The sequence below is a fragment of the Luteipulveratus flavus genome (assembly GCF_029439465.1).
GTDB lineage: Bacteria > Actinomycetota > Actinomycetes > Actinomycetales > Dermatophilaceae > Luteipulveratus > Luteipulveratus flavus.
The window spans coordinates 195,258-221,072 of sequence record NZ_JAROAV010000008.1 but is presented as its reverse complement, the minus strand read 5'-3'; the positions used below and the strand labels follow the sequence as shown (position 1 = coordinate 221,072).

Genomic DNA, 25,815 nt, shown 5'->3' with positions numbered 1-25,815 from the left:
GGTCCGTGCCATCGACCCGTGGCGGTCTGCTGTCTCGGGCCGCCGGTGCGGTCTGCGTCGCGGCGCTGCTGGCGAGCTGTTCGGGCGGGGACGACGGTGCCGCCGCTCCGGCGACGTCGACCTTCTCCACGGCTCGGAGCGCGAGCCCGACCCGCACGGCGCCCACGGCGCCCACGGCGCCGGTGCCTCCCACCGCTGGGCCGTCCTCGAGCGCGCCCGCACCCACCGGCGTCGGCGTCCCGACCGACGCCGAGCTCGCCGCCGCACGCAAGGACGTCAGCCGCCTCCCGACCGAGCGGCTCGCGGCTCAGCTGATCGTCGGCTTCTACGACGGCAGCAGCCCGGACGCGGCGGCCCGCGCCATCAGCGGCGACCACCTCGGCGGCGTGATCCTCTTCCCCGGCAACGTGCCGAGCAGCGCCTCGCTCGTCAGCGGCCTGCGCTCCGGTGCCGAACGTGCACAGCAGGCGATGCGCGCCGACGGCCGGGACTGGCCGGCGATCGTCTCGGTGGACCAGGAGGGCGGCCCCGTCGCTCGGCTGGGTGCACCGGTCACGGAGCTGCCGTCGGGGATGGCGTACGGCGCAGCGGACGACCCCGCCCTCGCGACGCGGGTGGCGCACGGCATCGGCGAGGAGCTGCGGGCGCTGGGCATGACGATGGTCTTCTCGCCCGACGCGGACGTCACCATCGGCGCGCAGGACCCCACGATCGGCGTCCGCTCCCCGGGCTCGGACCCGCAGCGGGTGGCGCGTACGGCCACGGCGCAGGCGCGTGGCTACGCCCAGGCCGGCGTCGTCCCCGTCGCGAAGCACTTCCCGGGCCACGGCTCGGTCACCACCGACAGCCACATCGGCCTGCCCCGCCAGCGGGCCTCCCTGGACGCGCTGCGGGGACGCGACCTCGTGCCGTTCCAAGCCCTGGTGCGCGACGGCGCTCCGGCCGTCATGTCGGCCCACATCGTGCTGGACGCGCTCGACGCCGGCGCGCCGTCCACGATGAGCCGCCCCGTGCTGACCGGGCTGCTGCGGCAGCAGCTGGGGTTCAAGGGCCTGATCGTCACCGACGCGCTGCAGATGGGCGCGGTCGACCAGCGGTACGGCTCGGGCCGCGGCGCGGTGCAGGCCGTCGCCGCGGGCGCGGACGTCCTGCTGATGCCCGCCGACCCCGGCGCCTCCGTCACGGCTCTGACCAAGGCCGTCGCGTCGGGGCAGCTCACCCGGGACCGGCTGGTCGAGTCGGCGGCGCGGATCGTCGCGACCATGCGTCGGGCGGGCTCGGCGCAGCAGCCGCCCGCCTCCGCGGTCGGCGCGCATCACGCCGACGCGCTCGCACTCGCGCGCGCCTCGGTCACCCAGATCTCCGGCCCGTGCGGCGCCGCGGCCGTCACCGGCGGCGTCCGGATCTCCGGAGGGACCCAGGCCGACCGCAGCCGCTTCGGCGCCGCCGCCCGCCGAGCGGGGCTGCGCGTCGGCAGCGGCACCACGGTGCGGCTGCTCGGAGGTGGCGCGTACAACGCCGGCACCGGTGAGTCCAGCGGCTCGCAGGGCGGTACGGGTCGGGTGATGGTCGGTCTCGACACCCCGTACGCGCTGCGTGGTGGGCCGGCCGGCGCGACCCGCATCGCCGCGTACGGGCGGACGCCGGAGACCTTCCAGGCGGTCGTCGAGGTGCTGACGGGCAAGCGGAAGGCCACCGGCAGGCTGCCGGTGGCCGTGGGGCGCTGGAAGGCCGGGTCGGGCTGCTAGCGGCGGGCGTAGAACTGTCGTGACGGTGTGGCCCAGAAGAGGCCGACGGCCGCCCCGATCCACGCCAGGCTGACGATCCCGCCGCCGTTGCCCTGGGCGAGGGAGCTGATGGCGCCGAGCATGAACAGCGCGCCGAGCACCGTCAGCACGATGACGGCCCACCGGTGACCCTTGAACGCGAAGAACGCCATGAGCGCGGAGACGACGCAGATGGCCAGGATGACGCCGCCGATCGCAGCGACCGCTCCCGGCTCGACGTCGTCCAGCTGGTCCCGGAACTCCGAGGACCCCGAGGCGACCATCAGCACGAGGCCGACCAGGATCCCGAGCCCGGACCCGATCCAGGTGAGGATGCTCGCGGCCAGCAGCGTGCCGGGGCGACCGACGGGCCCCGCCGGCTGTCCCTGGCCGTAACCGCCGTACGGGTACTGCCCCGGGTCGTAGCCGGGCGCGGCCGGGTACCCGGGCTGCTGGCCGTACTGAGGCTGGGTCGGGCTCTGCCCGTACTGCGGGGGGTTCTGGCCGTACTGCGGGGGGTTCTGGCCGTACTGGGGCTGGGTCGGGTTCTGCCCGTACTGAGGCGGATTCTGCCCATACTGCGGCTGCTGGCCTCCGGCGTTGTTCTCGGGCGGCGGCGCGTACGGATCGTCGGAAGTGTGCGACATGCGCAGAGTGTAGGCAGTCGGCCGGGATCAGAACGGGGTGACCACGAGGGCGACCTGCGCCTGGCGCAACCGGGTGAGGACCACGGTGACCTCCTGGCTGCCGGACAGCCGCAGCTGGCGGCGCAGCTGGTCGGCGTCGATCGAGACGCCGCGCTTCTTGATCGTGACCCGGCCGGCGTCCCGGTCACGCAGCAGCGCCCGCAGCCCCTTGACGTTGTACGGGATCACGTCGGTCACGGCGTACCGGCGGGCCCACGGCAGCCGCAGCTCGTGCGCCGCGTTGACGTACCCCAGCCCGGTCGCGAGCTCGCGGCCGCCGACCGCGTTGACCAGCGCGCCGACGAGACCGGATCGGATGATCGCTCGATCCGGTTCGTACAGGTACGGATTCAGCCGCCCCAGCTCGGCCAGGGTCGGGTCGGCGTCCACCGCGTCGGCCTCGGTCACGACCGCGTCCACCCGGGGGCCGAGCACGTGCGCAGTGCGTCCGGGCCGGCGGACCAGCGACCCCCACCAGACCGCGCACTCGACGACCTCGCCGTCGTAGGAGACCCACTCCGCCTCCGCTCCCGCCGGCAGCTGGGCGTGCGGGAACGCGGGGGAGAGCTTCGCAGCGACCGCAGGCGCGCGACCGGCGATGTCGCGGACCACGTGCCAGCTCGGGCTCAGGTCCTCCAGCCGGAACAGGCGGCGCGTCCGACCGGAGATGTCCGCGACACCGGGGGTACGCCGTGCGGGGTCCAGCCACACGCCGACGCCACGGGCGGCCTCGCCGCGGGGCAGGCTGACCTGCTCGGCGTGCATGTGCTCCACCCGGGCGTGCTCCCACGGGCGCAGGTTCACGGCGGCGATCGCGGCGGTCACCTCGTCGGCGTCCACCGCGTCCACCTGCAGGTCGCAGTCCGCGAAAGCCATGGCGTCCGAACCGATCCCGCAGCCCAGATCGAGCACGTGGCGTACGCCCGCCTCCGCGAACCGCCGGGCGTGGGCCTCCGCCACGGGCCGGCGGGTGGCCTGCTCGAGCCCGTCCCGCGTCAGCAGCATCTCCGCCGCGGACGAGCCGAGCTTGTCCGCCGCCCGCGCCCGCAGCTCGGACTGGGTCAGCGCGGCCGCCACCAGGTCCGCCGGGAATCCCGCCTCCCGCAGCCGGACCCCGAGTCCGAGGGCCTCCTTCGCGTCGTACGGCGGGAGGGACTGCAGCAGTCCCCAGCCCTCACCCGAGGTGAGCCGGCGTACGAGCGCAAGGTCCATGGCCGGCATTCTGGCGCACGACGGCTCCCGGTGGGCGGGCCGGCCGGTCCACGGCGCGGACCGGAACGCGCGCACCGGCGCAGGTCCGGACTAGTCTCCGAGGTATCGGCCCTGGCACGTTCAAGGAGCTCCTCCCGTGCGCGACATCGTGGTCTTCTCCGGCTCGGCTCATCCCCGACTCGCGGGCAGCATCTCGGGCGCCCTCGGAGTGCCGCTCTCCGAGGTCGAGATCACGCGCTTCAGCAACGACTGCCTGCAGGCTCGGCTGCTCGCCAACTGCCGGCAGCGCGACGTCTACATCGTCCAGCCCCTCGTCCCGCCGACGCAGGAGCACCTGATGGAGCTGCTGCTGATGATCGACGCGGCCAAGGGTGCCTCGGCGGCCCAGATCACGGCGGTCATCCCGCACTACGCGTACGCCAGGTCGGACAAGAAGGACGCCTCACGGATCTCGTTGGGTGGCCGCCTGGTCGCCGACCTGCTCGCGACCTCCGGGGTGAGCCGGGTCCTGACCATGGCGCTGCACGCCCCGCAGGTGCACGGCTTCTTCTCCGTCCCGGTCGACCACCTGACCGCCATCGGCGTGCTCGCCGACCACTTCCGCGGGCGCGACCTGAGCGACACCGTGGTCGTCTCGCCCGACCTCGGCAACGCCAAGACCGCCACGCTGTTCGCCCGGCTGCTCGGGCTGCCCGTCGCCGCCGGCAGCAAGCAGCGCAAGGCGGACGACAAGGTGGTCATCGACGCCATCGTCGGCGACGTCACCGGCAAGCGCGCGATCGTGCTGGACGACGAGATCGCGACCGGCGGCTCGGTGGTGGAGCTGATGGACCGGCTGAAGGAGTTCGGCTGTACGGAGGCGGCGATCGCCTGCACGCACGGCCTGTTCGCCGGTCCGGCAGTGGAGCGGCTGAGTACCCATCCGATGATCCAGGAGGTCGTCACCACCGACACCGTGCCGGCGCCGGACTGGCCGCAGCTGCAGGTGCGTTCGGTGGCCGACCTGTTCGCGAAGGCCATCGCGCGCATCCACGCCGGTGAGTCAGTCAGCAGCCTGTTCGACGGCGTCGACCCGACGCACGCACCCCCGGACGCCAGGCTCCCGCTCGGGTAGCGGCCGCCGTTGTCGTGGCGGCCGCTACCGCTGGGGCGGTCAGGGGACGATCACGTACCGACCGCGTACGCCGCCGCCCGCCACCTTCTCGTGCACCTCGTTCACCTCATCGAGCGGTGCGACCGCGTGCACGCGGGCCGGCAGCTCACCGGTGGCCGTCAGCCGCAGCAGGCGGGCGAGCTCCGCTGCGTCCTCGTGGACGTCGACAGCCTCGGTGCGGATACCGCGCTCCGACGCCGGGACGAGCGGCGGGAGGACGCCGACGTAGTGGCCGCCATCGCGCGTGACAGCCAGGGCGGCCTCGGCGAGCGCGGCCGGGTCGAAGGTGGCGTCCACCGGCGACACCTCGTCCAGCGAGGTGGCCGGTGCCGCCCCGGCCTCCTCGATGGTCGCGGTGTCCGTCGGTCGCCCGAGACCGACGACCGTCCAACCGCGGGCGACGCCCAGCCGGACGGCATACCCACCGACTGCGCCGGCCGCTCCGGTGACGAGCAGGGTTCGTCCTGCGGGGTCGCCGAGGAGGTCCAGGGCCTGCGACGCGGTGAGGGCGTTCAGCGGCACGGTTGCCGCTTCGACGGGGTCGAGTCCTGCGGGGAGTGGTGCCGCGGCCGATGTGGGCACGATGACCTCCTCGGCGTACGGACCGAGCGGCTTGTCCACGCCGGCAGACAGGGCGGCGACCCGGGTGCCGACGGTCAGGCCGTGCACGTCGCTGCCCAGCGCCGTCACCTCTCCGGCGACGTCCCAACCGAGGCCCGTGTGCTCGGGCTGGTCGATCCAGCCGATCTCGTGGAACGTGCCGCGGGCGGTCTGGATGTCGACGGGGTTCACCGTCGCCGCGAGGACCCGGACCCGGATGTCGCCCGCTCCGATTGCAGGCGTCGGGACGTCGATGATCTGGATGCCCTCGCCGGGGGTTCGTACGACTGCTGCACGCATGGTGGCGCTTCCCTTCTCGATATCTGGAACCGAACGAGCACCACCTTCGAGGGTCTACTCTCTTTTGGTAAGTACGTACCTGGAAGTGCGTAACGATCAGAACGGAGCAGCCATGGCCACCAGGACCGCAGCGGGCCGTCGTGCCGAGGCCAAGGTCGAGTACGACGCCTTCATGGCCCAGTGCAAGAGCCGCCGGCTGCTGGACCGGCTCACCGACAAGTGGGTGACCCTGGTGCTGTGCACGCTGGGGGAGGGCGACCTGCGCTACTCCGAGATCTCGCGCCACATCGCCGGCGTCAGCCAGAAGATGCTGACCCAGACGCTCCGCTCGCTGGAACGCGACGGCCTGATCACTCGCACGGTCACGCCCACCGTCCCCGTCACGGTGGAGTACGCCATCACCGAGCTCGGCCGGTCGTTGCTGGTGGTCGTCGGCCAGATGAAGGCGTGGGCCGAGACCCACATGGACCAGGTCCAGGTCCACCAGGACGACTACGACCGGCGTACCGCCTGAGCCGGACTGCTCACCACGGCGCCCGGATCTGGCACTCGAGTTGACCGAGTGCCAGCCGCGTTTTAGATTCAGACCTGGCACTCGCCTGGGGCAAGTGCCAGCCACGGACGAGCGTCGACCCCCGCGACGGCGGCGCACGGGACCAGCGGGCAACGACCCAGGCGGCAAGCATCCATCCCTGCCCGCCAGGGCAGGCCCTGCACGCACAAGGAAGGTCACACCGTGTCGGTGAACATCAAGCCGCTCGAGGACCGCATCGTGGTCAAGTCGGTCGAGGCCGAGCAGACGACCGCATCCGGTCTGGTCATCCCGGACACCGCCAAGGAGAAGCCCCAGGAGGGCGAGGTCCTGGCCATCGGTCCGGGTCGCATCGACGACAACGGCCAGCGTGTCCCGCTCGACGTCGCGGTCGGCGACAAGGTCATCTACAGCAAGTACGGCGGCACCGAGGTGAAGTACGCCGGCGAGGAGCTGCTCATCCTCTCGGCCCGCGACGTGCTCGCGGTCCTCGGCTGAGCCGATCCACCTCAGTACGACGAGCGCCCCGGTCCCGCTGCCGCGCAGCCGGGAGTCGGGGCGTTCGGCGTACACCCTCACCACACTGACTCGGAAGGTACGCAATGGCTAAGCAGCTGGAGTTCAACGACTCCGCGCGCAAGTCGCTGGAGCGGGGCGTCGACGCCCTCGCCAACGCGGTCAAGGTGACGCTCGGCCCCAAGGGCCGCAACGTCGTCATCGACAAGAAGTGGGGCGCACCCACCATCACCAACGACGGTGTCACCATCGCTCGCGAGGTCGAGCTGGACGACCCGTACGAGAACCTCGGCGCCCAGCTCGCCAAGGAGGTCGCCACCAAGACCAACGACGTCGCCGGTGACGGTACGACGACGGCGACCGTCCTCGCCCAGGCCCTGGTCAAGGAGGGCCTGCGCAACGTCGCCGCGGGCGCCGGCCCCGCCGGGCTCAAGCGCGGCATCGACGCCGCGGTCGAGGCCGTCAACGAGCGTCTGCTGAGCAACGCGCGTGAGGTCGAGGGCAAGGACGAGATCGCGCAGGTCGCGACCCTGTCCGCCCAGGACGCCACCATCGGCGGTCTCATCGCGGATGCGTTCGACAAGGTCGGCAAGGACGGCGTCATCACCGTCGAGGAGTCCTCGACGACGGCGACCGACCTGGACTTCACCGAGGGCATGCAGTTCGACAAGGGCTACCTGTCGCAGTACTTCATCACCGACGCGGAGCGGATGGAGACCGTCCTGGAGGACGCCTACATCCTGATCAACCAGGGCAAGATCTCCTCGATCGCCGACGTCCTGCCGCTGCTGGAGAAGGTCGTCCAGTCCGGCAAGCCGCTGCTGATCATCGCCGAGGACGTCGAGGGCGAGGCCCTCTCGACCCTGGTGGTCAACAAGATCCGCGGCACGTTCAACGTCGCCGCGGTGAAGGCGCCCGGCTTCGGCGACCGCCGCAAGGCGATGCTGCAGGACCTCGCCATCCTCACCGGTGGACAGGTCATCGCCGAGGAGGTCGGCCTCAAGCTCGACCAGGTCGACCTGGACGTGCTCGGCCAGGCCCGTCGCGTCGTCCTCACCAAGGACACCACGACGATCATCGACGGCGCGGGCGAGGCGTCCGACGTCGACGGCCGGGTCAAGGAGCTCAAGGCCGAGATCGAGCGCACCGACTCCGACTGGGACCGCGAGAAGCTCCAGGAGCGTCTCGCCAAGCTCGCCGGTGGCGTCTGCGTCATCAAGGTCGGCGCGCACACCGAGGTGGAGCTCAAGGAGAAGAAGCACCGCATCGAGGACGCCATCTCGGCGACCCGTGCGGCCATCGAGGAAGGCATCGTCGCCGGCGGCGGCTCGGCCCTGATCCACGCCTCGGCCGCGCTGCAGAACCTCGCGCTCGAGGGCGACGAGGCGACCGGCGCCGCCCTGGTCGGCAAGGCCGTCGCCGAGCCGCTGCGCTGGATCGCCGAGAACGCCGGCCTCGAGGGCTACGTCGCGGTGTCCAAGGTCCGCGAGCTGGAGGCCGGCAACGGCCTCAACGCCGCCACCGGCGAGTACGGCGACCTGGTCAAGGCCGGCGTCATCGACCCGGTCAAGGTCACCCGGTCGGCGCTCATCAACGCCGCGTCGATCGCGTCGATGGTCCTCACCACCGACACGCTCGTCGTCGACAAGCCCGAGGACGAGGAGCCGGCTGCGGCCGGTCACGGTCACGGGCACTGATCATCGTCGTTGACGCGGGCCGGGCTCGCACGAGGACGTCCTCGTGCGAGCCCGGCCTCGTCTGCGTCCGGGGGTCAGCCGTCGCTGCGGACGACCGTCATCACGGCACCGGGCAGCTCGACGCGCGAGCCCGGACGGACCTGGTGGGCACGGCGTGTCTCGACCTCGCCGTCGACCAGGACACGCCCGGTCTGGATGAGCTCACGAGCCTGCGCGCCGTCCTCCACCAGGCCCGAGAGCTTCAGCAGCTGGCCGAGGCGGATGGCCTCGTCACGGATGGGGACCTCGATCGCGGGTTCGGTTGCCATGCGCGCATCGTGTCACCGAATCGCTTGCCGAACCCGACTCGGTCCGTCAACCTGGTTGACCGGGACGGCGACACGCGTCCCTCGGGCCGGTTTGACTCGGGCCCGTGCGGTCTGCCTACGGTGGCCCGCGGTCGTAGACGTTCGTGCTTGACCTGAACGGAGGCCTGGTGCGCTCGGGCAGCTCAGAAGCAGGTGAGCTCACCTCAGCCGATGAGGCATGGGGTGGCTCCGCCGATACCGCGGTCGCCGAATCCGTAACGAATTACCAGCGTCGCGCGATGGATGGACAGGTCGCTCAGGTTCCCTTGGGCGATCTCGCAGCCGCCGCTCGCGAGGGCGATCAGGCTGCGACCGATCAGCTCATGGGGGCCGTTCACCAGCTTGCGGTGCGTTATGCCCGCGCTCGGTTGGGCGCCTTCTCCGGAGCAGCAGACGCCGCCCAGGACGCGGCACAGGAGGTGTGCGTGGCCGTGCTGACAGCACTCCCTCGTTACGCCGACCGTGGTGTCCCGTTCGAGGCGTTCGTCTATCGGATCGCTTCCCACAAGGTGGCGGACGTGCAGCGTGGGGTCATGCGTCGTCCGGTACCGACCGACGAGGTTCCCGACCGGGTCGACACCGGCGCCGGGCCCGAGGACGAGGCGCTGCGCAGTGACCAGGCCGCCCAGGTCTGGTCGCTCATGGACCGGCTCTCGCCGCAGCACCGCGAAATCCTGACCCTGCGTGTCGCTGTCGGCATGTCCGCCGAGGAGACCGCACAGGCTCTCGGTATGACGGCCGGCGCCGTACGCGTCGCGCAGCACCGCGCGCTCGCTCGGCTTCGTGACCTCGTCGACACCGACGATCAGAGCCTTCGATGACACCCCCTTCCATAGACCGAATCCGCAAGGACGACCTCTTCCTCGACTCCCTCGGCAGCCGCTCGGGCGGGAGCGACGACTCCCCGCTGTCCGGCCTGCTCGCCGCCTGGGTCGAGGAGATCGACGCCACCCCGAGCAGTGCGACCGCGCGTTCGGCCGGGCTGCGTCGCCGGCTGCTGCAGACCGGTGCGGTCGCGGGCCTGGCGTTCGCCGGCCTGTCGATGAGCTCGGTCGCGGCGGCCGTCACCGGTACGCAGGTACCCGTCCTGCACCAGCTCGGCACCATGGGCGGTGTCTTCGGCAGCAGCGGCCACTCCGCGCAGGGCGGTCAGCGCCCCGCGGCGCCCGGGTCGACGGGCTCCTCCGACAACGACTCCTCCGACGACTCCACCTCCGACGGCACCCCCGGCGAGGACTCGACGGTCGCCGAGCCGACCGAGGGCGGCCAGGGTTCCACCGCGGCGCCGGGCGGCCAGACGTCCCCTGCGCGACCGGGTGCGGTGCTGCCGCCGTCCAGCAAGGCGTCCTCGCTCCCGCGCGCGCTGCCGCGCGTCACGACGCGCGACACCACCAGCCGCGCACAGCAGGCGCCGACCCAGACCCCGCCGCCCCCGCGTACGTCCGGGACGACCAGCTCGCCGCCGTCGACGACCACGACGACCGGCCCGTCCTCGAGCACGACCTCGCCGGGGACGAGCACGGGTTCCTCCACGGGCACCACGTCGACCTCGCCCTCGACCGGCACCCGGTCGGGTCCGCTGCCGCGCATCACCCTGCCGCCGCTGCCGACGTTCGGCCTCACCACGGGCACACCGGACACGCCGGACAAGAGCGGGTCCACGCCGTCCGGCGCTACGACCGGGCCGACCGGCGTGGACACCCGCGACCGGACGAGCCGGTCGGAGTCCGGCACGTCCTCGACGAGGACACCGACCCCCTCGGGTGCGTCGTCGCAGCCGACCACCTCGACGCCGCAGCCCTCCGGCTCGACCCCGTCCGGCTCGGCCTCCTCGAAGCCGTCCACGTCCGGGGCGACCTCGTCCGGGGCGAGCATGTCCGGCTCGGCGTCGACCGGTCAGCCCGGTCTCGGTCTGGGCCGTGGGAACGGCAACGGTCAGGGCAACGGCAACGCTGCCGGCCAGGCCAACGGCCAGGGTCAGGGCAACGGCGCCGCGAAGGGCAACGGCCGCGCCGCCACCCAGGTCGAGGACCTCACCTCGAGCGCGGACGGCCAAGGCTGAGCCGTCGTTCGCTGTGTACTGAGCACTGCTCGGCGGCCCCTACACTTGGCTGATGGCATCCTCGTCCGATCTCACGCCCGAGTTCCCGATGGTCGAGCAGCCCTCCGTTCCCGCACCGTTCGGGCAGCTGGGCCTCACCTACGACGATGTTCTCCTGCTTCCCGGAGAGACCGACCTCACGCCCAGTGAGGTCGACACGACGGCGCGCCTGACGCGTGAGCTGTCGATCCGCGTCCCGCTGATCTCGGCGGCGATGGACACCGTCACCGAGGCCCGGATGGCCATCGCCATGGCCCGCCAGGGTGGCATCGGCGTCCTGCACCGCAACCTGTCGATCGAGGGTCAGGCCGAGCAGGTCGACCTGGTCAAGCGCACCCAGACCGGCATCATCTCCAACCCGGTGACGATCGGCCCCGATGCGACCCTCGAGGAGCTGGACGAGATCTGCGGCAAGTACCGAGTCTCCGGCCTCCCCGTCGTCGACCTCGGCAACCAGCTGATCGGCATCATCACCAACCGCGACCTGCGGTTCACCCCCGTGGCGGAGTGGGCGGCCACCAAGGTCAGCGAGGTCATGACCCCGATGCCGCTGGTCACCGCACCGGTCGGCATCAGCCGTGAGGACGCCACCGCTCTGCTGCGGCAGCACAAGCGCGAGCGGCTGCCGATCGTGGACGATGCCGGCCGGCTGGCCGGGCTCATCACGGTCAAGGACTTCGTCAAGAACGAGCAGTTCCCGCACACCTCCCAGGACGCGGACGGCCGCCTGCTGGTGGGCGCGGCGATCGGGTACTTCGGGGATGCCTGGGAGCGGGCCACGACGCTGGTCGACGCGGGCGTCGACGTCCTCGTCGCGGACACGGCGCACGGCCACGTCCGGCTGCTGATCGACATGGTCCGCCGCCTCAAGAGCGATCCCGCCACCCGCCACGTCCAGGTCATCGGCGGCAACGTCGCGACCCGGGCCGGTGCGCAGGCGTTCGTCGAGGCCGGCGCCGACGCGGTCAAGGTCGGGGTCGGCCCCGGTTCGATCTGCACGACCCGCGTGGTCACCGGCGTCGGCGCCCCCCAGATCACGGCCGTCTACGAGGCGGCCCAGGCGTGCAAGCCGGCCGGGGTCCCGGTGATCGCCGACGGCGGCCTGAAGTACTCCGGCGAGATCGCCAAGGCCCTCGTCGCGGGGGCCGACTCGGTCATGGTCGGCTCGCTGCTCGCCGGTTGCGAGGAGTCGCCCGGCGACCTGGTCTTCGTCAACGGCAAGCAGTTCAAGGCGTACCGCGGGATGGGTTCGCTCGGCGCGATGTCCTCGCGGGGGAAGAAGTCCTACTCCAAGGACCGCTACTTCCAGGCCGAGGTCACCAGCGACGACAAGATCGTCCCGGAGGGCATCGAGGGCCAGGTGGCCTACCGCGGGCCGCTGTCCGCTGTCGCTCACCAGCTGATCGGCGGCCTGCACCAGTCGATGTTCTACGTCGGCGCCCGCACGATCGCAGAGCTGCAGGAGAAGGGGCGGTTCATCCGCATCACCTCGGCGTCGCTGCAGGAGAGCCACCCGCACGGTGTCCAGATGACGGTGGAGGCACCCAACTACACGGGGCGCTGAGCCCATCACGTCCGTACGCCGCCGGTCACCCTCGTGGGAGACCGGCGGCGTTCGCGTCCTCACCCCTCGCGAGTCTCGTCTGTCCGGCCGTGCATGCGGGGCCGGGCAGACAGGATCAGCGCGTTGTTCAACCAGATGGTTGACTAGTGGGCGCGGGCTGCGTACTGTCGTACTCAACCAAACAGTTGAGGAAGGGCGCTCCCATGAGCACGGTGATCATGCAGGCGGTCTGCTCGGTGGACGGGTTCATCGCCGACGAGCAGGACGGCGTCGGGTCGATGTTCGCGTGGTACGAGAACGGCGACGTCCCGGTGCCGCTGTTCGGGGGCGACCAGCCGCTGCGGGTGTCGAGGGCGTCCGCCGACCACGTCCGACCGCTGTGGGACCGGATGCGCGTGCAGGTGATCGGGCGTCACCTCTTCGACATCACCGACGGGTGGAACGGCGCCGCGCCGACGGAGGGCGGCCGGGTGATCGTGGTGAGCCACCGCCCGCGGCCGGACGACTGGCACGAGCGGCACCCGGACGCGCCGTACGAGTTCGTGACCAGCATCGACGCTGCGATGACCCGGGCGAAGGAGATCGCCGGCGACGGGCTCATCTGCGTGAGCGCCGGCGACGTCGGCGGCCAGGCGTTCGCGGCCGGCCTGGTCGACGAGATCGAGATGGACCTGGCACCGGTCGTGCTCGGCCGCGGCAAGCGGTTCTTCGGGTCGTACGAGGCGGCCGCCGAGCTGCTGCTGGAGAATCCCACGGTCGTCCAGGGCGACCGCGTCACGCACCTGCACTACCGCGTACGCCGCTGAGGCGTCAGTCGTCGCCCCGCCACCTACCGCGAAACCCGTCTGGCCGGCACCACATGCGGTGCCGGCCAGACGGGATTCGCGGGTGGGTCACACCGTCGGCGGTCGGGTCACTCGTTGAGCTGGCCGATGCGGATGTTGTTGCCGAACGGGTCGCGGATGCCGATGTCGGTGCCGTACGGCTGCTCCATCGGCTCCTGAGTGATCTCGACGCCCTTGTCCTTGAGCTCCTCGAACGTCGCGTGGATGTCGTCGGTGGTGAAGGCGAGCCAGCCGCCGCCGGCGCCCTTGGTCACCATCTCGCGGATCTCCTCGGTGGTCTTCTCGTCGTACCCGGGCGGACCGGGCTTCTCCAGGAAGATCTCGTGCGAGTCGCCGGGCACCCGGACGCTGAGCCAGCGCATCGGGCCGAAGTCCATGTCGGCCGAGACCTCCAGGCCGAGCGTGCCCACGTAGAACTCCTTCGCCTCCTCCTGGTCCAGGACGAAGATCTGAGAGATGTTGTTGCGGCCGAGCTTCATGACGTGCTCCTGGTGTGAGTTCCGTTGTCGTTCAACGGTGTAGACGCTAGGCGTCCGTTCCGGGGGCGCGCTTCTCCGAAACTGCTCGGCCGGTTCCAGCGCATCGCGAACATCGTCGGCGCGACCTGCGGAACGTGCCGCATCCGGGCGCGGTACGCGGTCGGGCTCTCCCCGACGATCGTCCGGAAGGTGCGGCTGAACGTCCCGAGGCTGGTGAACCCAACGGCCATGCAGATGTCGGTGACGGCGTCGTCCTGGTGCTTCAGCAGGAACATGGCCCGCTCGATGCGGCGGCGCTGCAGGTAGCGGTACGGCGGCTCGCCGAAGACCCGCTTGAACTCGCGGATGAAGTGCGCGTCCGACATGTACGCGATCCGGGCGAGCGCCGAGACGTCCAGCGGCTCGGCGAAGGTGCGGTCCATGGCGTCGCGGGCGCGTAGTAGCCGGCGGTTGACGTCCTCGGCCTCGCGACTCACCCGCTCAGGCTAGGCCGCCCCCTCCCTGGCCGACTGCGCGTGTCCCGCCCGCCTCCCTGGCCGACTGCGCGTGTCGTGTGTCGTTCCGTTGTGAATTCATGCAGGACACGCGCACTCGGCCGAGCGGGTCGGGGCGGAGCGGGTCGGGACGGGAGGACGGGTGGAGCGGGGCGGGAGGACGGGCGGGCGGCTCGGTCAGGTGGCTGCGTCCCAGCTCGCCCCGATGCCGCGCATCAGCGGCGGGTACACCAGGACGTACCGGAACGGCCGAATCGCCGCCATGTACGCCTCGCCGAGCCGGCCGTTCGGTCGGACCAGGACGGCCATCTGCCCGCGGTACGAGCCGTCGCGGGTCCGCACCCAGCTCAGGTGCGACACGGCGTGCACGGTGCTGTTGGCGATCTCCATCGCCCACTCGTCGTCGGTGAGGTAGAGCGAGCGGAACGGCAGGCGGTCCAGGTCCGGGCCCGGCGTCACGCGCAGGTCCGCGGGGAGCCGCTCGCGCAGGGAGGCGACGCGCTGGTCGAGGCCCTGACCGTCGCCGTCCCAGCCGAGTGCACCGCCGATCCACCAGCGGACAGTGAACAGCGTGCGGGCGATCCAGGAGGGGTTGTCGGCGACGTCGCCGCTCACGAAGCGCTCGACCAGGCGCGGGAAGTCGTCGGGGCCACCCGGGGTGGGCAGCGCCCAGACGTCCTCGAGGTCGAAGTCGGGTGCGATGTCGTGGATGCGCCACGGCTGCTCGGTGTGCGCTGCCGGTGGAAGGCGGTGGCCGGTCCGGCTGATCGTGGTGGTCATGGACGTCACGCTGCGCTCGTACGCCGGTGCTCGCCTCCCGCGTCGGGACGACGGTGCTCCCTCCGCCGGGGGAGTCACGCTCGCGACGCGCACCGGGACCACCCGGGTGACGGGGTCAGCGCGAGGTCACTGGAAGTCGCGGGAGCGGTGCCGGACCGTCAGGGGCAGGTGCTCGATGCGGTCGGCGAGCAGGTTGACCACGCCCTCGGGTGAGCGCTCGACGATGCCGCGGATCACCATCGCCGCTGACGTCCGGGCGATGCGGCGGTAGCGGTGCCACACCCCCTTGCTGACGATGACGTTGAGGATGCCGGTCTCGTCCTCCAGGTTGACGAACGTGATCCCGGCGGCCGTGGCCGGGCGCTGCCGGTGCGTCACCACGCCGCCGACCTCGAACCGCCGCCCGGACTCCACCTGCATGACGTCCTCGATGCTCAGCGCGCCGCGAACCCGCATCGCCTCGCGGCAGTGCCGCATCGGGTGGTCGGCGGGGCTGATGCCGGTGGCCTGCAGGTCCTGGACGAGCGTCTCGCCGGGCGTCATCAGCGGCAGCAGCGGCGGCTGGTACGCGACCGGCACCTCCAGCTGACCGGGTCGCGCGGCCGCCGCCTCACCGGCCTGCCACAGCGCGCTGCGGCGCGAACCGGCGAGCGAGTCCAGCGCGCCGGCCATCGACAGCGCCTCCAGCTGCTCGGTGTCCAGCTCGGCCCGCCGGGCCAGGTCGGCCAGGTCGGTGAACGGCCGGTCCTCGCGCGCCGACACCACCCGCTGCGCCGCCGACTCGCCCAGCCGGTTGATGTCCGCCAGCCCCAGGCGCACGGCGTACTCACCGTCGCGGCGGTGCTGCGCGGTGTCGTCCGGGGCCGAGGTGTCGAACGGGCCGATCTCGTCCTCGGTGCGGTCGATCAGGCAGTCGTCCCGGCCGCCCGGCTCGCCGACGGTGTCGTCGGTGAGCGGCTCCAGGCCGGCGTGCACCCCTGATCGGTCCAGGTCGGGGGAGCGGACCTGCACGCCGTGCCGCCGGGCGTCGCCGACCAGGGTCTGCCCGGAGTAGAACCCCATCGGCTGCGAGCGCAGCAGCGCCGCGAGGAACGCCGCCGGGTAGTGCAGCTTGAGCCAGGAGCTGGCGTACACCAGCACCGCGAAGCTGAGCGCGTGCGACTCGGCGAACCCGAAGTTCGCGAACGCCTCGATGCGGTGGTAGATCTCGTCGGCCAGCTGCCCCTCGATGCCGTTGGCGGCCATCCCGGCGTACAGCTTGGCGCGCAGCGCGTCGATCTTCTCCACGCCCCGCTTGGACCCCATCGCCCGGCGCAGCTGGTCGGCGTCGGCGGCGGAGAAGCCGCCGACGGTGATCGCCATCTGCATCAGCTGCTCCTGGAACAGCGGCACGCCCTTGGTGCGCTCCAGGACGGGTTCGAGCAGTGGGTGCGGGTAGGTGATCGGCTCCTCGCCGGTCCGCCGCCGGATGTACGGGTGGACCGCGCCGCCCTGGATCGGACCGGGCCGGATGAGGGCGATCTCGATGGTGAGGTCGTAGAAGCTGCGCGGCTTCAGCCGGGGGAGCGTGCCCATCTGGGCGCGGCTCTCGACCTGGAACACCCCGATGGAGTCGGCCCGGTCGAGCATGTCGTACACCCCGGGCTCGGCCTTGGGGATCGTCTCGATGCGCCACTTCTCACCCAGGTGCACCGCGACCAGGTCGAAGGTGTGCTGCAGCGCCTCGAGCATGCCGAGCCCGAGCAGGTCGAACTTCACCAGGCCCATCCAGGCGCAGTCGTCCTTGTCCCACTGCAGGACGGTGCGGTCCGCCATCCGGGCGGGCTCGATCGGGCACACCTCTCCCACCGGCCGCTCGGTGAGGACCATGCCGCCGGAGTGGATGCCCAGATGCCGGGGGAAGCTGAGCACCTGGGACGCGAGTCCGATGACCGCAGAAGGGATCTCGTGGTCTTGGCTGCTGATGTCGGCGCCCCACCGCTCGACCTGCTTGGTGTACGCGTCCTGCTGACCCTGGCTGTGACCGAGCGCCTTGGCCATGTCGCGTACGGCGTTCTTCGGTCGGTAGGTGACGACGTTGGCGACCTGCGCGGCCTGGCGTCGGCCGTACTTGCGGTAGACGTACTGGATGACCTCCTCGCGGCGGCCGGAGTCGAAGTCGACGTCGATGTCGGGGGCTTCCTCGCGCAGCTCGGACAGGAACCGCTCGAACGGCAGGCCGTAGTGGATCGAGTCGATGACGGTGATGCCGAGGATGTAGCAGACCACCGACGCGGCCGCGGATCCCCTTCCTTGGTAAAGGATTCCGTGCTCGCGGGCGAACGTGACGATGTCGTGGACGATGAGGAAGTAGCCCGGGAAGTCCTTCTCCTCGATGACCCGCAGCTCGCGCTCGATGCGTTCCCAGGCGGCGGTCTCGGAGCGGGGGTAGAACTCCGGGCCGCGGGTCTCGACCAGCTCGCGCAGCCAGCTCATCGGCGTACGGCCGTCGGGCAGGTCGATCTTGGGCAGCCGCGGTGAGGCCGAGCGCAGCTGGAAGCCGCAGTCCTGGGCGACGTCGACGGTCAGCTCGACCGCGCCGGGGAAGCGCCCGAACCGGCGGGCCATCTCGGCGCCGCTGCGCACGTGCGCCTGGGACGTCGCCGGCAGCCAGCCGTCGATCTCCTCCAGGCTGCGCCGGGCTCGTACGGCGGAGACGGCGGTCGCCAGCGGGAAGTGGTCGGGCGTCGCGTAGTGCACGGCGTTCGTGGCGACGACGGGGACCCGCGCCGTACGAGCCACCGCGGCCAGCCGGTCGTTGCGGGCGCTGTCGCGCGGGTCGCCGTGGTCGGTGAGCTCGACGAGCACGTTGTCGGCGCCGAACAGCTCCTTGAGGTGCTCGACCTCGCGGACGGCGGCGGCCTCGCCCTGCTCGCCACCCCGGTCGAGCGCCCGGCGGACGGCACCCTTGCGGCACCCGGTCAGCACCACCCAGTGCCCGGCCGCCTCCTCGGCGAGGCGCGCGAGGTCGTAGACGGGCCGACCCTTCTCGGCGCCGTCGGCGAGGTGGGCCTCGGTGAGCGCCCGCGCCAGCCGCCGGTATCCCTCCTGCCGGCGCGCGAGCACCACCAGGTGGGTGCCCTCGGGGTCGGCGACGCCGTTCTGCGGACCGCTCAGCCCGAGGGACAGCTCGGCGCCGAAGCAGGTGGCGATGTCGCCGTACGCCTCCGCGGCCTCGGCGAACCGGACCACGCCGTAGAGGCCGTCGTGGTCGGTGAGCGCGATGCCGGACAGCCGCTGCCGGACGGCCTCGGTCATCAGGTCCTCGGGAGAGGACGCGCCGTCGAGGAAGCTGTAGTGGGAGTGCGCGTGCAGCTCGGCGTACGGGACGGTGGGCTCGCCGTCGTCCCGCACGGCCTCGGCGCGGAACGGCATCCGCTTGCGCGACCAGCCCGGCCCGTCGCCGCCGTCCGCGGGGTAGCCGGACCAGGCGGCCGGGCGTACGCCGTCCGACAGCGCCTGCTCCAGCTGCGACCACGGGATCGGCGGGTTGTCCCAGCCCATGTCACCGCACCCCGCGTGGCCGAGGAAACCGGCAGAAGTTGGTGGGGGGCACAGCCATGCGTGTGCGGATGACCAACTTTTGCCGGTGGGTGTCAGTCATAGCGGGCCTCCGCCCACCAGTCGCGCCCGTCGGTCAGCAGCAGCCACGCCTGCTCCCGGCCGTCGACCAGCTGGAACCGGTTGAACGCTCGGTGCGCGCGCCACCACCGCTGCCGCACCGGCCACGGCCCGGCCCACGCGGTGACCGGTCGCGGAGCATCACCGGTGGGTACGAACCAGGCCGGTGGCGTACGGACCTCGCTGCGGTCGTCGACGCTCACCGCCTCGCGGTCCGCACCGAGCACCTGCACCGGACGGGCCTGCGCGAACACCGTCGCCGGCGCGGGGCCGGGCACCGTACCCGGCCAGGGCTGCTCCAGACGCCGCTCCCACCGGTCGGGCAGCGCGTCGCCCCACGGCCGCAGCACCCGGCGTTCGTCCAGCAACCGGCCGCCGCTCACGGTCGACACGAGGACGCCGTGGTGGCCGAGCTGGTGCTGCAGCCCGGTCAGCGTCTGGACGACGTGCTCGTCCGGGCGGTCGCCCCACAGCCCCGGCGCGTGGTGGGCGGCCGCGTCGACCGACTCCGGCTCGATGCGCACCGACACGACCGCGCGGTGCAGCGAGTCGTCCTCGGACCCGTCGTCGGCGGCGACGTCCTGCAGCTGCCAGCGCACCCGGTCCAGGACCTCGTTCGCGGTGAAGTGCCACGGGTGCTGCCACAGCCGCCGGTGCACCCGCCCGGCCTCGGTCCGCATGACGATGCGCAGCCCGTGGCACAGCAGCGCCGCCGCCGTCAGCCTGCTCATCAGCGCGTCGACCTGTGGCTGGCAGACCGCGACGATGTGCTCGACCTGGTCGGAGCCGGGGTCGAGGGTTGCCTCCACGGTGAGGTCCTGCGGGACGGCACGAGGGGCGAGCGCCGGCACGTCGACGCCGCCGGCCAGCCGGTGGGCGCGCAGTCCCGACGCGCCGAACCGGGCGTGGACGTCGGCGCGCGGCAGCGCAGCGAGGTCGCCGAGGGTGCGAATCCCCATCCGGCGCAGGACGTTCGACATCCGTCCGTCGGCGACCTCACGGTCGAGGGTGTCGACCGGCAGGTGCGCCAGGAACGTCGCGGACTCACCTCGCGGCACGTGCGCGACGGGGGAGTCGTCGGTCGTGGTGTACGCCGCCTGCTCGGCCGCGAACAACCCGTCGGCCACCGCGACCCGCACCGGGTGGTCGACGCGCGCCTGCAGGTGAGTCAGCAACGTGTGGGCCGCCGCCCGGTCGCCGCCGTAGAACCGGCTCGGCCCCTGCGCTCGTACCGCGGCCAGGCCCGGTCGGACCAGGTGGATGCCGGGGACCTTCTCCTCGATCGCCCGCATGACCGGCTCGAACGCGGCCAGCTCCAGCGCCGGGTCGTACGGCAGCACCGTCATGTCGGGGCAGCGGTGCTGGGCCTGCCGCACCCGCAGCCCCGGCGTCACGCCCTCCTCCAGCGCGGCAGCCGAGCTCGCGACGACGACGCCCTTGTCGACCAGCGCGAGCTGCGCGTCGGAGGCGATGCCCTGCGCCCGGCGTACGGCCACCACCGACCACTGCGGGCACCACACCAGCAGCACCCGCAGACCCGCCCCGCTGGTCGAGTGGTCCGAGGCGCCGGCCGAGGACGTGTCGAGACCGAGGTCGGCCGTCATGGCGTCTCCGGGATGGTCAGGCAGCAGCTGCGCTGCTGGTGCCGCTCGGTGATGTCGAGCCGGACGTGCTGCCGGGTCAGGGCGCCGTGCCCCTGGGCGAGGCCGTCCCAGCCGACCGTGGTCGCGCGGACCGTCGCCGCCGGACGCTCCCACGGACCGATCACGACAAGGGACGTACGCCGGGTCCGCAGCCGGGCGGTGAGCCGCTGCACCTCGCCGCCGCTGAGTCGGCCCGGCGATGCCGCCACGACCACGCCGGCGACCTCGGCCAGCGCCGCGACCGTCGACACCCACTGCGGCGGCTCCGGTGCGGGCACCAGGACGAGCCGGTCCAGGTCGACGCCCCAGGCCGCCGCCGCCTCGACACCGAGGTCGGGCAGACCCACGACGCCGCACCACGCACCGTGCTGGGACGGCCCGGCGAGCAGGGCGAGCGCGATCGACACCGACCCGACCAGGGAGTAGACGACGCCCGGTCGCAGCCCCGACGGGAACGCCGGTGCCAGCCGGGGGTGCACCGGCAGCGCCCCGGCGGCAGGCGTCGTACCGCGCTGCTGGAGCATCTCCTGCAGGTCGCTCACCGCGTCGGGGAAGGGCTGGATCACCTCTCCATAGTCGAACACGCGTTCGATTCGGTCAACCCGAGGACCTGCCTGTCCGCCGACAGGCCCACCTCGCGCCGACGGGCCCACCCATCCCGGGCGGATCGCTGGGCCTCTCGGCCGACCGCTGGGCCTCTCGGCGGGTGGTGGGCCTCTCGGCGAGACCGGCAGGCACGGCGCGGCCCGGGGCGACGTCACCCGATCCGGGCGCCCAGTAGCCTGACCCGGTGACTGAGATCGAGATCGGCAAGGGCAAGCGCGGCCGTCGGGCCTACTCCTTCGACGACATCGCGGTGGTGCCCTCGCGTCGGACCCGTGACCCCGAGGAGGTCTCGACCGGCTGGCAGATCGACGCCTACCACTTCGAGCTGCCGGTCATGGCGGCCCCGATGGACTCGGTCGTCTCACCGCAGACCGCGATCACCTTCGGTCAGCTCGGCGGGCTGCCGGTGCTCGACCTCGAGGGGCTCTGGACCCGCTACGAGACGCCCGAGCCGCTGCTCGCCGAGATCGCCGGCCTCGATCCCGCCAACGCCACGATGCGGATGCGGGAGATCTACGAGGAGCCGATCAACCCCGACCTGATCACCATGCGGCTCAAGGAGATCCGCGAAGCCGGCATCACCGTCGCCGGTGCGCTCAGCCCGCAGCGCACGCAGGAGCACTGGAAGACCGTGGTCGACGCCGGCGTCGACCTGTTCGTCATCCGGGGGACGACCGTGTCGGCCGAGCACGTCTCCGGCAAGGCCGAGCCGCTCAACCTCAAGCGCTTCATCTACGAGCTCGACGTGCCGGTCATCGTCGGCGGCGCGGGCACGTACACCGCCGCCCTGCACCTGATGCGGACGGGCGCGGCCGGCGTCCTCGTCGGCTTCGGCGGCGGGGCAGCGCACACGACCCGCCAGACCCTCGGCATCCACGCGCCGATGGCGAGCGCCGTGGCCGACGTCGCCGCCGCCCGCCGCGACTACATGGACGAGTCGGGCGGCCGGTACGTCCACGTGATCGCCGACGGCGGCATGGGCTCCTCCGGCGACCTGGTGAAGGCCGTCGCGTGCGGTGCGGACGCCGTCATGCTGGGCGCCGCGCTCGCGCGGGCGAGCGATGCGCCGGGCCGCGGGTTCCACTGGGGTTCCGAGGCGCACCACCACGACCTGCCGCGCGGCGAGCGGGTCGAGGTCGGCACGGTCGGCACGCTGCAGGAGATCCTCACCGGCCCGGGCCGCGGTGCCGACGGCACGACGAACCTGATGGGTGCGCTGCGCCGGGCGATGGCCACGACGGGCTACTCCGACCTCAAGGAGTTTCAGCGCGTCGAGGTGGTCGTCGCGCCGTACCAGCGCTCCTGACGATCACCCCGGGCGATCGACCTCACCTCTCGCGTACGCCGCTGCACGGAATGCCCTGAGGACCGTCGTGTCTCACGGTCGGGGCGATCCGGCCCGCGGTGATCGGCGTCACGTTACCCTCGGGTAATGACCGAGTCGCTCGTCGTCCCGACCGAGAGCTCAGCTTCCCAGAAGCCCTCTCCCGCGCCGTACGTCCTCCCCGCCGGTCTCGCCGAGCGCCTCGCCCGCAGAGTCGTGGCGCCGGCCCGGGCGCAGACCCAGCCGTGCGTCACCCCGTTCACCGGCGGTCACCTCGCCGACCTGCCGGCCAGCACCATCGACAGCGTCGACCACGCCTACCGGGCCGCCGGTGAGGCGCAGCCGCGGTGGGCGGCCCAGTCGATCGCCGATCGCGCGCGGATGCTGCTCCGGCTGCACGACCTGGTGCTGCGCCACCAGGACGAGCTGCTCGACCTGATCCAGCTGGAGTCCGGCAAGACCCGGCGGCAGGCGTTCGAGGAGGTCCTCGACGTGGTCGGGGTGTGCCGGCACTACGCGCGCAAGGCGAGCGAGTACCTCCGGCCGCGCAAGCGTCTCGGCGCGATCCCGGTGCTGACCCAGACCGTGGAGCTGCGCCACCCCAAGGGCGTCGTCGGCGTCGTCGCGCCGTGGAACTACCCGCTGTCGATGTCGATCACCGACATCATCCCCGCCCTGCTCGCCGGCAACGCCGTCGTCGTCCGCCCGGACGAGAAGGCCGCCCTGACCGCCCTGCGCTCCTTCGAGCTGCTGGACCAGGCCGGTCTGCCGGAGGGTGTCCTGCAGGTGGTGCTCGGCGACGGGCCGACGATCGGCAAAGCGGTCCTCGACCGCGCCGACTACGTCATGTACACGGGCTCGACTCGGACCGGCCGCAGTGTCGCCCGCGACGCCGCCGAGCGGCTCATCGGCGCATCCCTGGAGCTCGGCGGCAAGAACGCCATGTACGTCGCCGCGGACGCGAACCTCAAGGCCGCCGCCGACTGCGCGGTGCGGTCGGTGTTCTCCTCGGCCGGCCAGCTGTGCGTCTCCATCGAGCGGCTGGTGCTGCACGAGGAGATCGCCCAGGAGTTCCTCACCCACTTCGTCACCAAGGTGCGCGACATGCGGCTCGGTCCGGATCTCGCGTGGGGCAACGACATGGGCTCGCTCATCTCGCAGCAGCAGCTCGACCGTGTCACGGCGCACGTCGAGGACGCCCGCAGCAAGGGCGCGAGCGTCCTCGCCGGCGGCCGGGCCCGCCCCGAGATCGGGCCGTACTTCTACGAGCCGACCGTCCTGGAGGGCGTGACGGCGACGATGGCCTGCCGGGACGAGGAGACGTTCGGGCCGCTCGTGTCGGTCTACCGGGTCAGCACCGACGACGAGGCCGTCGAGCTCGCCAACGACACCTCGTACGGGCTGAACGCCTCGGTCTTCACCCAGGACGTCTCGCGCGGTCGGGCGCTCGCTGCCCGGATCAAGGCCGGGACGGTCAACGTCAACGACGGGTACATCGCCGCCTGGGCCAGCAACGGCGCCCCGATGGGCGGCATGCGGCAGTCCGGGGTGGGCCGGCGGCACGGGGCCGAGGGCATCCACAAGTACACCGAGGTGCAGACGGTCGCGGTGCAACACGTCATGCCGATCGCCCCGGTCAAGGGGGTGCCCGAGAAGGTCTGGGCCAGGGGCATGGTGCTCGCACTGAAGGCCATGAAGGCCGGTGGTCTTTCGTGAGCGCGCACCGGACACCGTCCGCCGATGCGAGCGCCCGGACGTACGACCACGACGTCGTCGTCGTCGGGTCCGGCTTCGGCGGTGCCGTCACGGCGCTGCGCGCGGCGGAGAAAGGCTACGACGTCCTGGTGTACGAGGCCGGCCGCCGGTTCGAGGACGAGGACTTCGCCAAGACCTCCTGGAATCTGCCGCGCTACCTGTGGGCGCCGTACCTGAAGTGCTTCGGGGTGCAGCGACTGCACCGGCTGCCGGACGTGATGATCCTCGCGGGCGCCGGGGTGGGCGGCGGCTCGCTGAACTACGCGAACACGCTCTACAAGCCGCCGAGCCCGTTCTTCCGGGACCAGCAGTGGGGGCACATCACCGACTGGGAGTCCGAGCTCTCGCCGCACTACGACACCGCCAAGCGGATGCTCGGCGTGGTCGAGGAGAACCCGTGCGACGGCCCGGTCGAACGGCTGATGAAGGCGACCGCCGACGACCTCGGCGTCGGCCACACGTTCCGCAAGACACCCGTCGGGGTGTTCTTCGGCGAGGCCGGCCGGAGGGTCGAGGACCCCTACTTCGGCGGTGAGGGCCCGGCCCGCACCGGGTGCACCGAGTGCGGCAACTGCATGGTCGGCTGCCGCGTCGGCGCGAAGAACACCCTGATGAAGAACTACCTCGCGCTCGCCGAGAGCAAGGGCGTCGAGATCCGTGCCAAGCGGACGGTCGTCGAGGTGAAACCGCTGGGGGACAAGGGATTCCGGGTCACCACCGAGGAGAGCGGTGCCTGGTTCGGCAAGCGCCGCGAGACGGTGACGGCCGAGCAGGTCGTCCTCGCGGCAGGCACCTGGGGTACCCAGACGCTGCTGCACCGGATGCGCGAGGAGGGCGTGCTGCCCGAGCTGTCCGAGCGGCTGGGCGTGCTGACCCGCACCAACTCCGAGGCGCTCGAGGGTGCCGCGGCGGTGAGCGTGCCGGAGCACATGGAGGTCTCCCGCGGCGTCGCCATCACCACCTCGTTCCACGTCGACGACACCACGCACGTCGAGAACTGCCGCTACGGCAAGGGTTCCAACGCCATGGGCCTGCTGCAGACTCTGCTGGTCAAGGGCGACGAGCCTCCCGCCAAGCGGGCGGTGCAGTTCGGCCGCGACCTCGTCCGCGACTTCGCGCCCAACATCCGGGCGCTGGTCTCACCGCGCTGGAGCGAGCGCACGGTGATCGCGCTCGTCATGCAGACGCTGGACAACTCGATCACCGTGTCGACCCGCCGGCGGTTCGGCCGCCGGGTGCTGACCAGTGCGCAGGGCCACGGCGACCCGAGCCCGACGTACATCCCCGCCGGGCAGCGGGCCGTCCGCGCGCTCGCGAAGCGGTTCGGCGAGGAATCGGGCCGGCGGGTGGTCGCGGGCGGCAACTGGGCCGAGGTGTTCGGAGTCCCGATGACCGCGCACTTCCTCGGCGGCGCGGTGATCTCCGAGTCGGCGGCGACCGGCGTGATCGACGCCTACCACCGCGTCTGGAACTACCCCGGCCTGCACGTCGTGGACGGTACGGCGGTGTCGGCGAACCTCGGCGTCAACCCGTCGCTGACGATCACCGCCCAGGCCGAACGGGCGCTGTCCCTGTGGCCGGCCAAGGGCGAGCGCGACGAACGGCCCGCCCAGGGCGAGCCGTACCGGCGGTTCCCCGCTGTCGCCGCGCGCGTCCCGGGCGTCGACCTCGGACTGCCGGCGGCGCGTGCGGCCGGCTGAGGCGGACGGCCTCGTGTCCGCCTGTGATGGACTTAGTCCAGCGACTTAGTCCATT

22 protein-coding genes are annotated in these 25,815 nt (G+C 72.1%); 12 read left to right on the top strand and 10 right to left on the bottom strand.

Going from position 1 to position 25,815, the window contains the following annotated elements; genetic code table 11:
* Positions 1–5: 5 nt before the first annotated feature.
* A complete protein-coding gene (locus tag P4R38_RS02780; protein ID WP_277190948.1) occupies positions 6–1,748 on the top strand; it encodes a glycoside hydrolase family 3 protein in 1,743 nt (580 codons plus the stop codon).
* Here P4R38_RS02780 and P4R38_RS02775 read toward each other — a convergent pair.
* Positions 1,745–2,413 carry a DUF4064 domain-containing protein gene (locus P4R38_RS02775; RefSeq protein WP_277190947.1) on the bottom strand — a complete coding sequence of 223 codons (669 nt, stop codon included), beginning with the start codon at positions 2,411–2,413 and terminating at the stop codon, positions 1,745–1,747. The two genes, P4R38_RS02780 and P4R38_RS02775, sit on opposite strands and share 4 nt — an antisense overlap.
* A gap of 27 nt (positions 2,414–2,440) precedes the next feature.
* Complete coding sequence (locus tag P4R38_RS02770; RefSeq protein ID WP_277190946.1) at positions 2,441–3,664, bottom strand: class I SAM-dependent methyltransferase; 1,224 nt, start codon at positions 3,662–3,664, stop codon at positions 2,441–2,443.
* A gap of 136 nt (positions 3,665–3,800) precedes the next feature.
* Between P4R38_RS02770 and P4R38_RS02765 the strand changes: the two genes are divergently transcribed.
* Positions 3,801–4,778 (top strand): ribose-phosphate diphosphokinase, encoded by a 978-nt coding sequence (locus tag P4R38_RS02765; protein WP_277190945.1) that lies wholly within the window; start codon positions 3,801–3,803, stop codon positions 4,776–4,778.
* A 39-nt stretch (positions 4,779–4,817) separates the two neighbouring features.
* Here the strand turns inward: P4R38_RS02765 and P4R38_RS02760 are convergent, their stop codons facing one another.
* Positions 4,818–5,717, bottom strand: coding sequence for an NADP-dependent oxidoreductase (locus P4R38_RS02760; protein WP_277190944.1), 900 nt, complete (start codon positions 5,715–5,717; stop codon positions 4,818–4,820).
* A 112-nt stretch (positions 5,718–5,829) separates the two neighbouring features.
* Here P4R38_RS02760 and P4R38_RS02755 point away from each other — a divergent pair, with 112 nt between their 5' ends.
* From P4R38_RS02755 to groL, 3 genes are all read left to right on the top strand, one after another.
* Positions 5,830–6,231: a winged helix-turn-helix transcriptional regulator gene (locus P4R38_RS02755; protein WP_277190943.1), complete on the top strand. Its 402-nt coding sequence runs from the start codon at positions 5,830–5,832 to the stop codon at positions 6,229–6,231.
* 222 nt (positions 6,232–6,453) lie between these two features.
* Positions 6,454–6,747, top strand: coding sequence for a co-chaperone GroES (gene groES, locus P4R38_RS02750; protein ID WP_275239843.1), 294 nt, complete (start codon positions 6,454–6,456; stop codon positions 6,745–6,747).
* A 104-nt stretch (positions 6,748–6,851) separates the two neighbouring features.
* Complete coding sequence (gene groL / locus P4R38_RS02745; protein WP_277190942.1) at positions 6,852–8,462, top strand: chaperonin GroEL; 1,611 nt, start codon at positions 6,852–6,854, stop codon at positions 8,460–8,462.
* Positions 8,463–8,536: 74 nt separating this feature from the next.
* Here the strand turns inward: groL and P4R38_RS02740 are convergent, their stop codons facing one another.
* Positions 8,537–8,770 carry an RNA-binding S4 domain-containing protein gene (locus P4R38_RS02740; protein WP_277190941.1) on the bottom strand — a complete coding sequence of 78 codons (234 nt, stop codon included), beginning with the start codon at positions 8,768–8,770 and terminating at the stop codon, positions 8,537–8,539.
* A gap of 143 nt (positions 8,771–8,913) precedes the next feature.
* On the opposite strand from P4R38_RS02740, the gene shbA reads away from it, so the two are divergent.
* The 4 genes from shbA to P4R38_RS02720 all read left to right on the top strand — a co-directional run bounded on the left by shbA (position 8,914) and on the right by P4R38_RS02720 (position 13,280).
* Positions 8,914–9,630 (top strand): RNA polymerase sigma factor ShbA, encoded by a 717-nt coding sequence (gene shbA, locus P4R38_RS02735; protein WP_277190940.1) that lies wholly within the window; start codon positions 8,914–8,916, stop codon positions 9,628–9,630.
* Positions 9,627–10,871, top strand: coding sequence for a hypothetical protein (locus P4R38_RS02730; protein ID WP_277190939.1), 1,245 nt, complete (start codon positions 9,627–9,629; stop codon positions 10,869–10,871). Before shbA ends, P4R38_RS02730 begins: the two co-directional genes overlap by 4 nt.
* 88 nt (positions 10,872–10,959) lie before the next feature.
* On the top strand, positions 10,960–12,474 hold the full coding sequence (guaB, locus tag P4R38_RS02725) for an IMP dehydrogenase (protein ID WP_277190977.1): 1,515 nt from the start codon (positions 10,960–10,962) through the stop codon (positions 12,472–12,474).
* A 203-nt stretch (positions 12,475–12,677) separates the two neighbouring features.
* The gene (locus P4R38_RS02720) at positions 12,678–13,280 is read left to right on the top strand and encodes a dihydrofolate reductase family protein (RefSeq protein WP_277190938.1); all 603 of its coding nucleotides are present in this window, start codon (positions 12,678–12,680) and stop codon (positions 13,278–13,280) included.
* Between the two features lie 107 nt (positions 13,281–13,387).
* Here P4R38_RS02720 and P4R38_RS02715 read toward each other — a convergent pair whose 3' ends face one another.
* The 6 genes from P4R38_RS02715 to P4R38_RS02690 form a co-directional block, all read right to left on the bottom strand.
* Entirely contained in the window at positions 13,388–13,798 is a 411-nt protein-coding gene (locus tag P4R38_RS02715; RefSeq protein ID WP_277190937.1) for a VOC family protein, read from the bottom strand.
* Positions 13,795–14,274 carry a helix-turn-helix domain-containing protein gene (locus P4R38_RS02710; RefSeq protein WP_277190936.1) on the bottom strand — a complete coding sequence of 160 codons (480 nt, stop codon included), beginning with the start codon at positions 14,272–14,274 and terminating at the stop codon, positions 13,795–13,797. Before P4R38_RS02710 ends, P4R38_RS02715 begins: the two co-directional genes overlap by 4 nt.
* 195 nt (positions 14,275–14,469) lie before the next feature.
* The gene (locus tag P4R38_RS02705) at positions 14,470–15,072 is read right to left on the bottom strand and encodes a DUF2867 domain-containing protein (protein ID WP_277190935.1); all 603 of its coding nucleotides are present in this window, start codon (positions 15,070–15,072) and stop codon (positions 14,470–14,472) included.
* A gap of 126 nt (positions 15,073–15,198) precedes the next feature.
* Entirely contained in the window at positions 15,199–18,615 is a 3,417-nt protein-coding gene (locus tag P4R38_RS02700) for an error-prone DNA polymerase (protein ID WP_277190934.1), read from the bottom strand.
* Positions 18,616–18,707: 92 nt separating this feature from the next.
* Complete coding sequence (locus P4R38_RS02695; RefSeq protein WP_277190933.1) at positions 18,708–20,336, bottom strand: Y-family DNA polymerase; 1,629 nt, start codon at positions 20,334–20,336, stop codon at positions 18,708–18,710.
* Positions 20,333–20,959: a hypothetical protein gene (locus P4R38_RS02690; protein ID WP_277190932.1), complete on the bottom strand. Its 627-nt coding sequence runs from the start codon at positions 20,957–20,959 to the stop codon at positions 20,333–20,335. The genes P4R38_RS02695 and P4R38_RS02690 overlap by 4 nt, the downstream gene beginning before the upstream one ends.
* A 206-nt stretch (positions 20,960–21,165) precedes the next feature.
* Between P4R38_RS02690 and P4R38_RS02685 the strand changes: the two genes are divergently transcribed.
* From P4R38_RS02685 to P4R38_RS02675, 3 genes are all read left to right on the top strand, one after another.
* Positions 21,166–22,287 carry a GuaB3 family IMP dehydrogenase-related protein gene (locus P4R38_RS02685; protein WP_275239826.1) on the top strand — a complete coding sequence of 374 codons (1,122 nt, stop codon included), beginning with the start codon at positions 21,166–21,168 and terminating at the stop codon, positions 22,285–22,287.
* A gap of 126 nt (positions 22,288–22,413) precedes the next feature.
* Complete coding sequence (locus P4R38_RS02680; protein ID WP_277190931.1) at positions 22,414–24,021, top strand: succinic semialdehyde dehydrogenase; 1,608 nt, start codon at positions 22,414–22,416, stop codon at positions 24,019–24,021.
* Positions 24,018–25,760 carry a GMC family oxidoreductase gene (locus P4R38_RS02675; protein WP_277190930.1) on the top strand — a complete coding sequence of 581 codons (1,743 nt, stop codon included), beginning with the start codon at positions 24,018–24,020 and terminating at the stop codon, positions 25,758–25,760. Before P4R38_RS02680 ends, P4R38_RS02675 begins: the two co-directional genes overlap by 4 nt.
* The last annotated feature ends 55 nt before the right edge of the window (positions 25,761–25,815 follow it).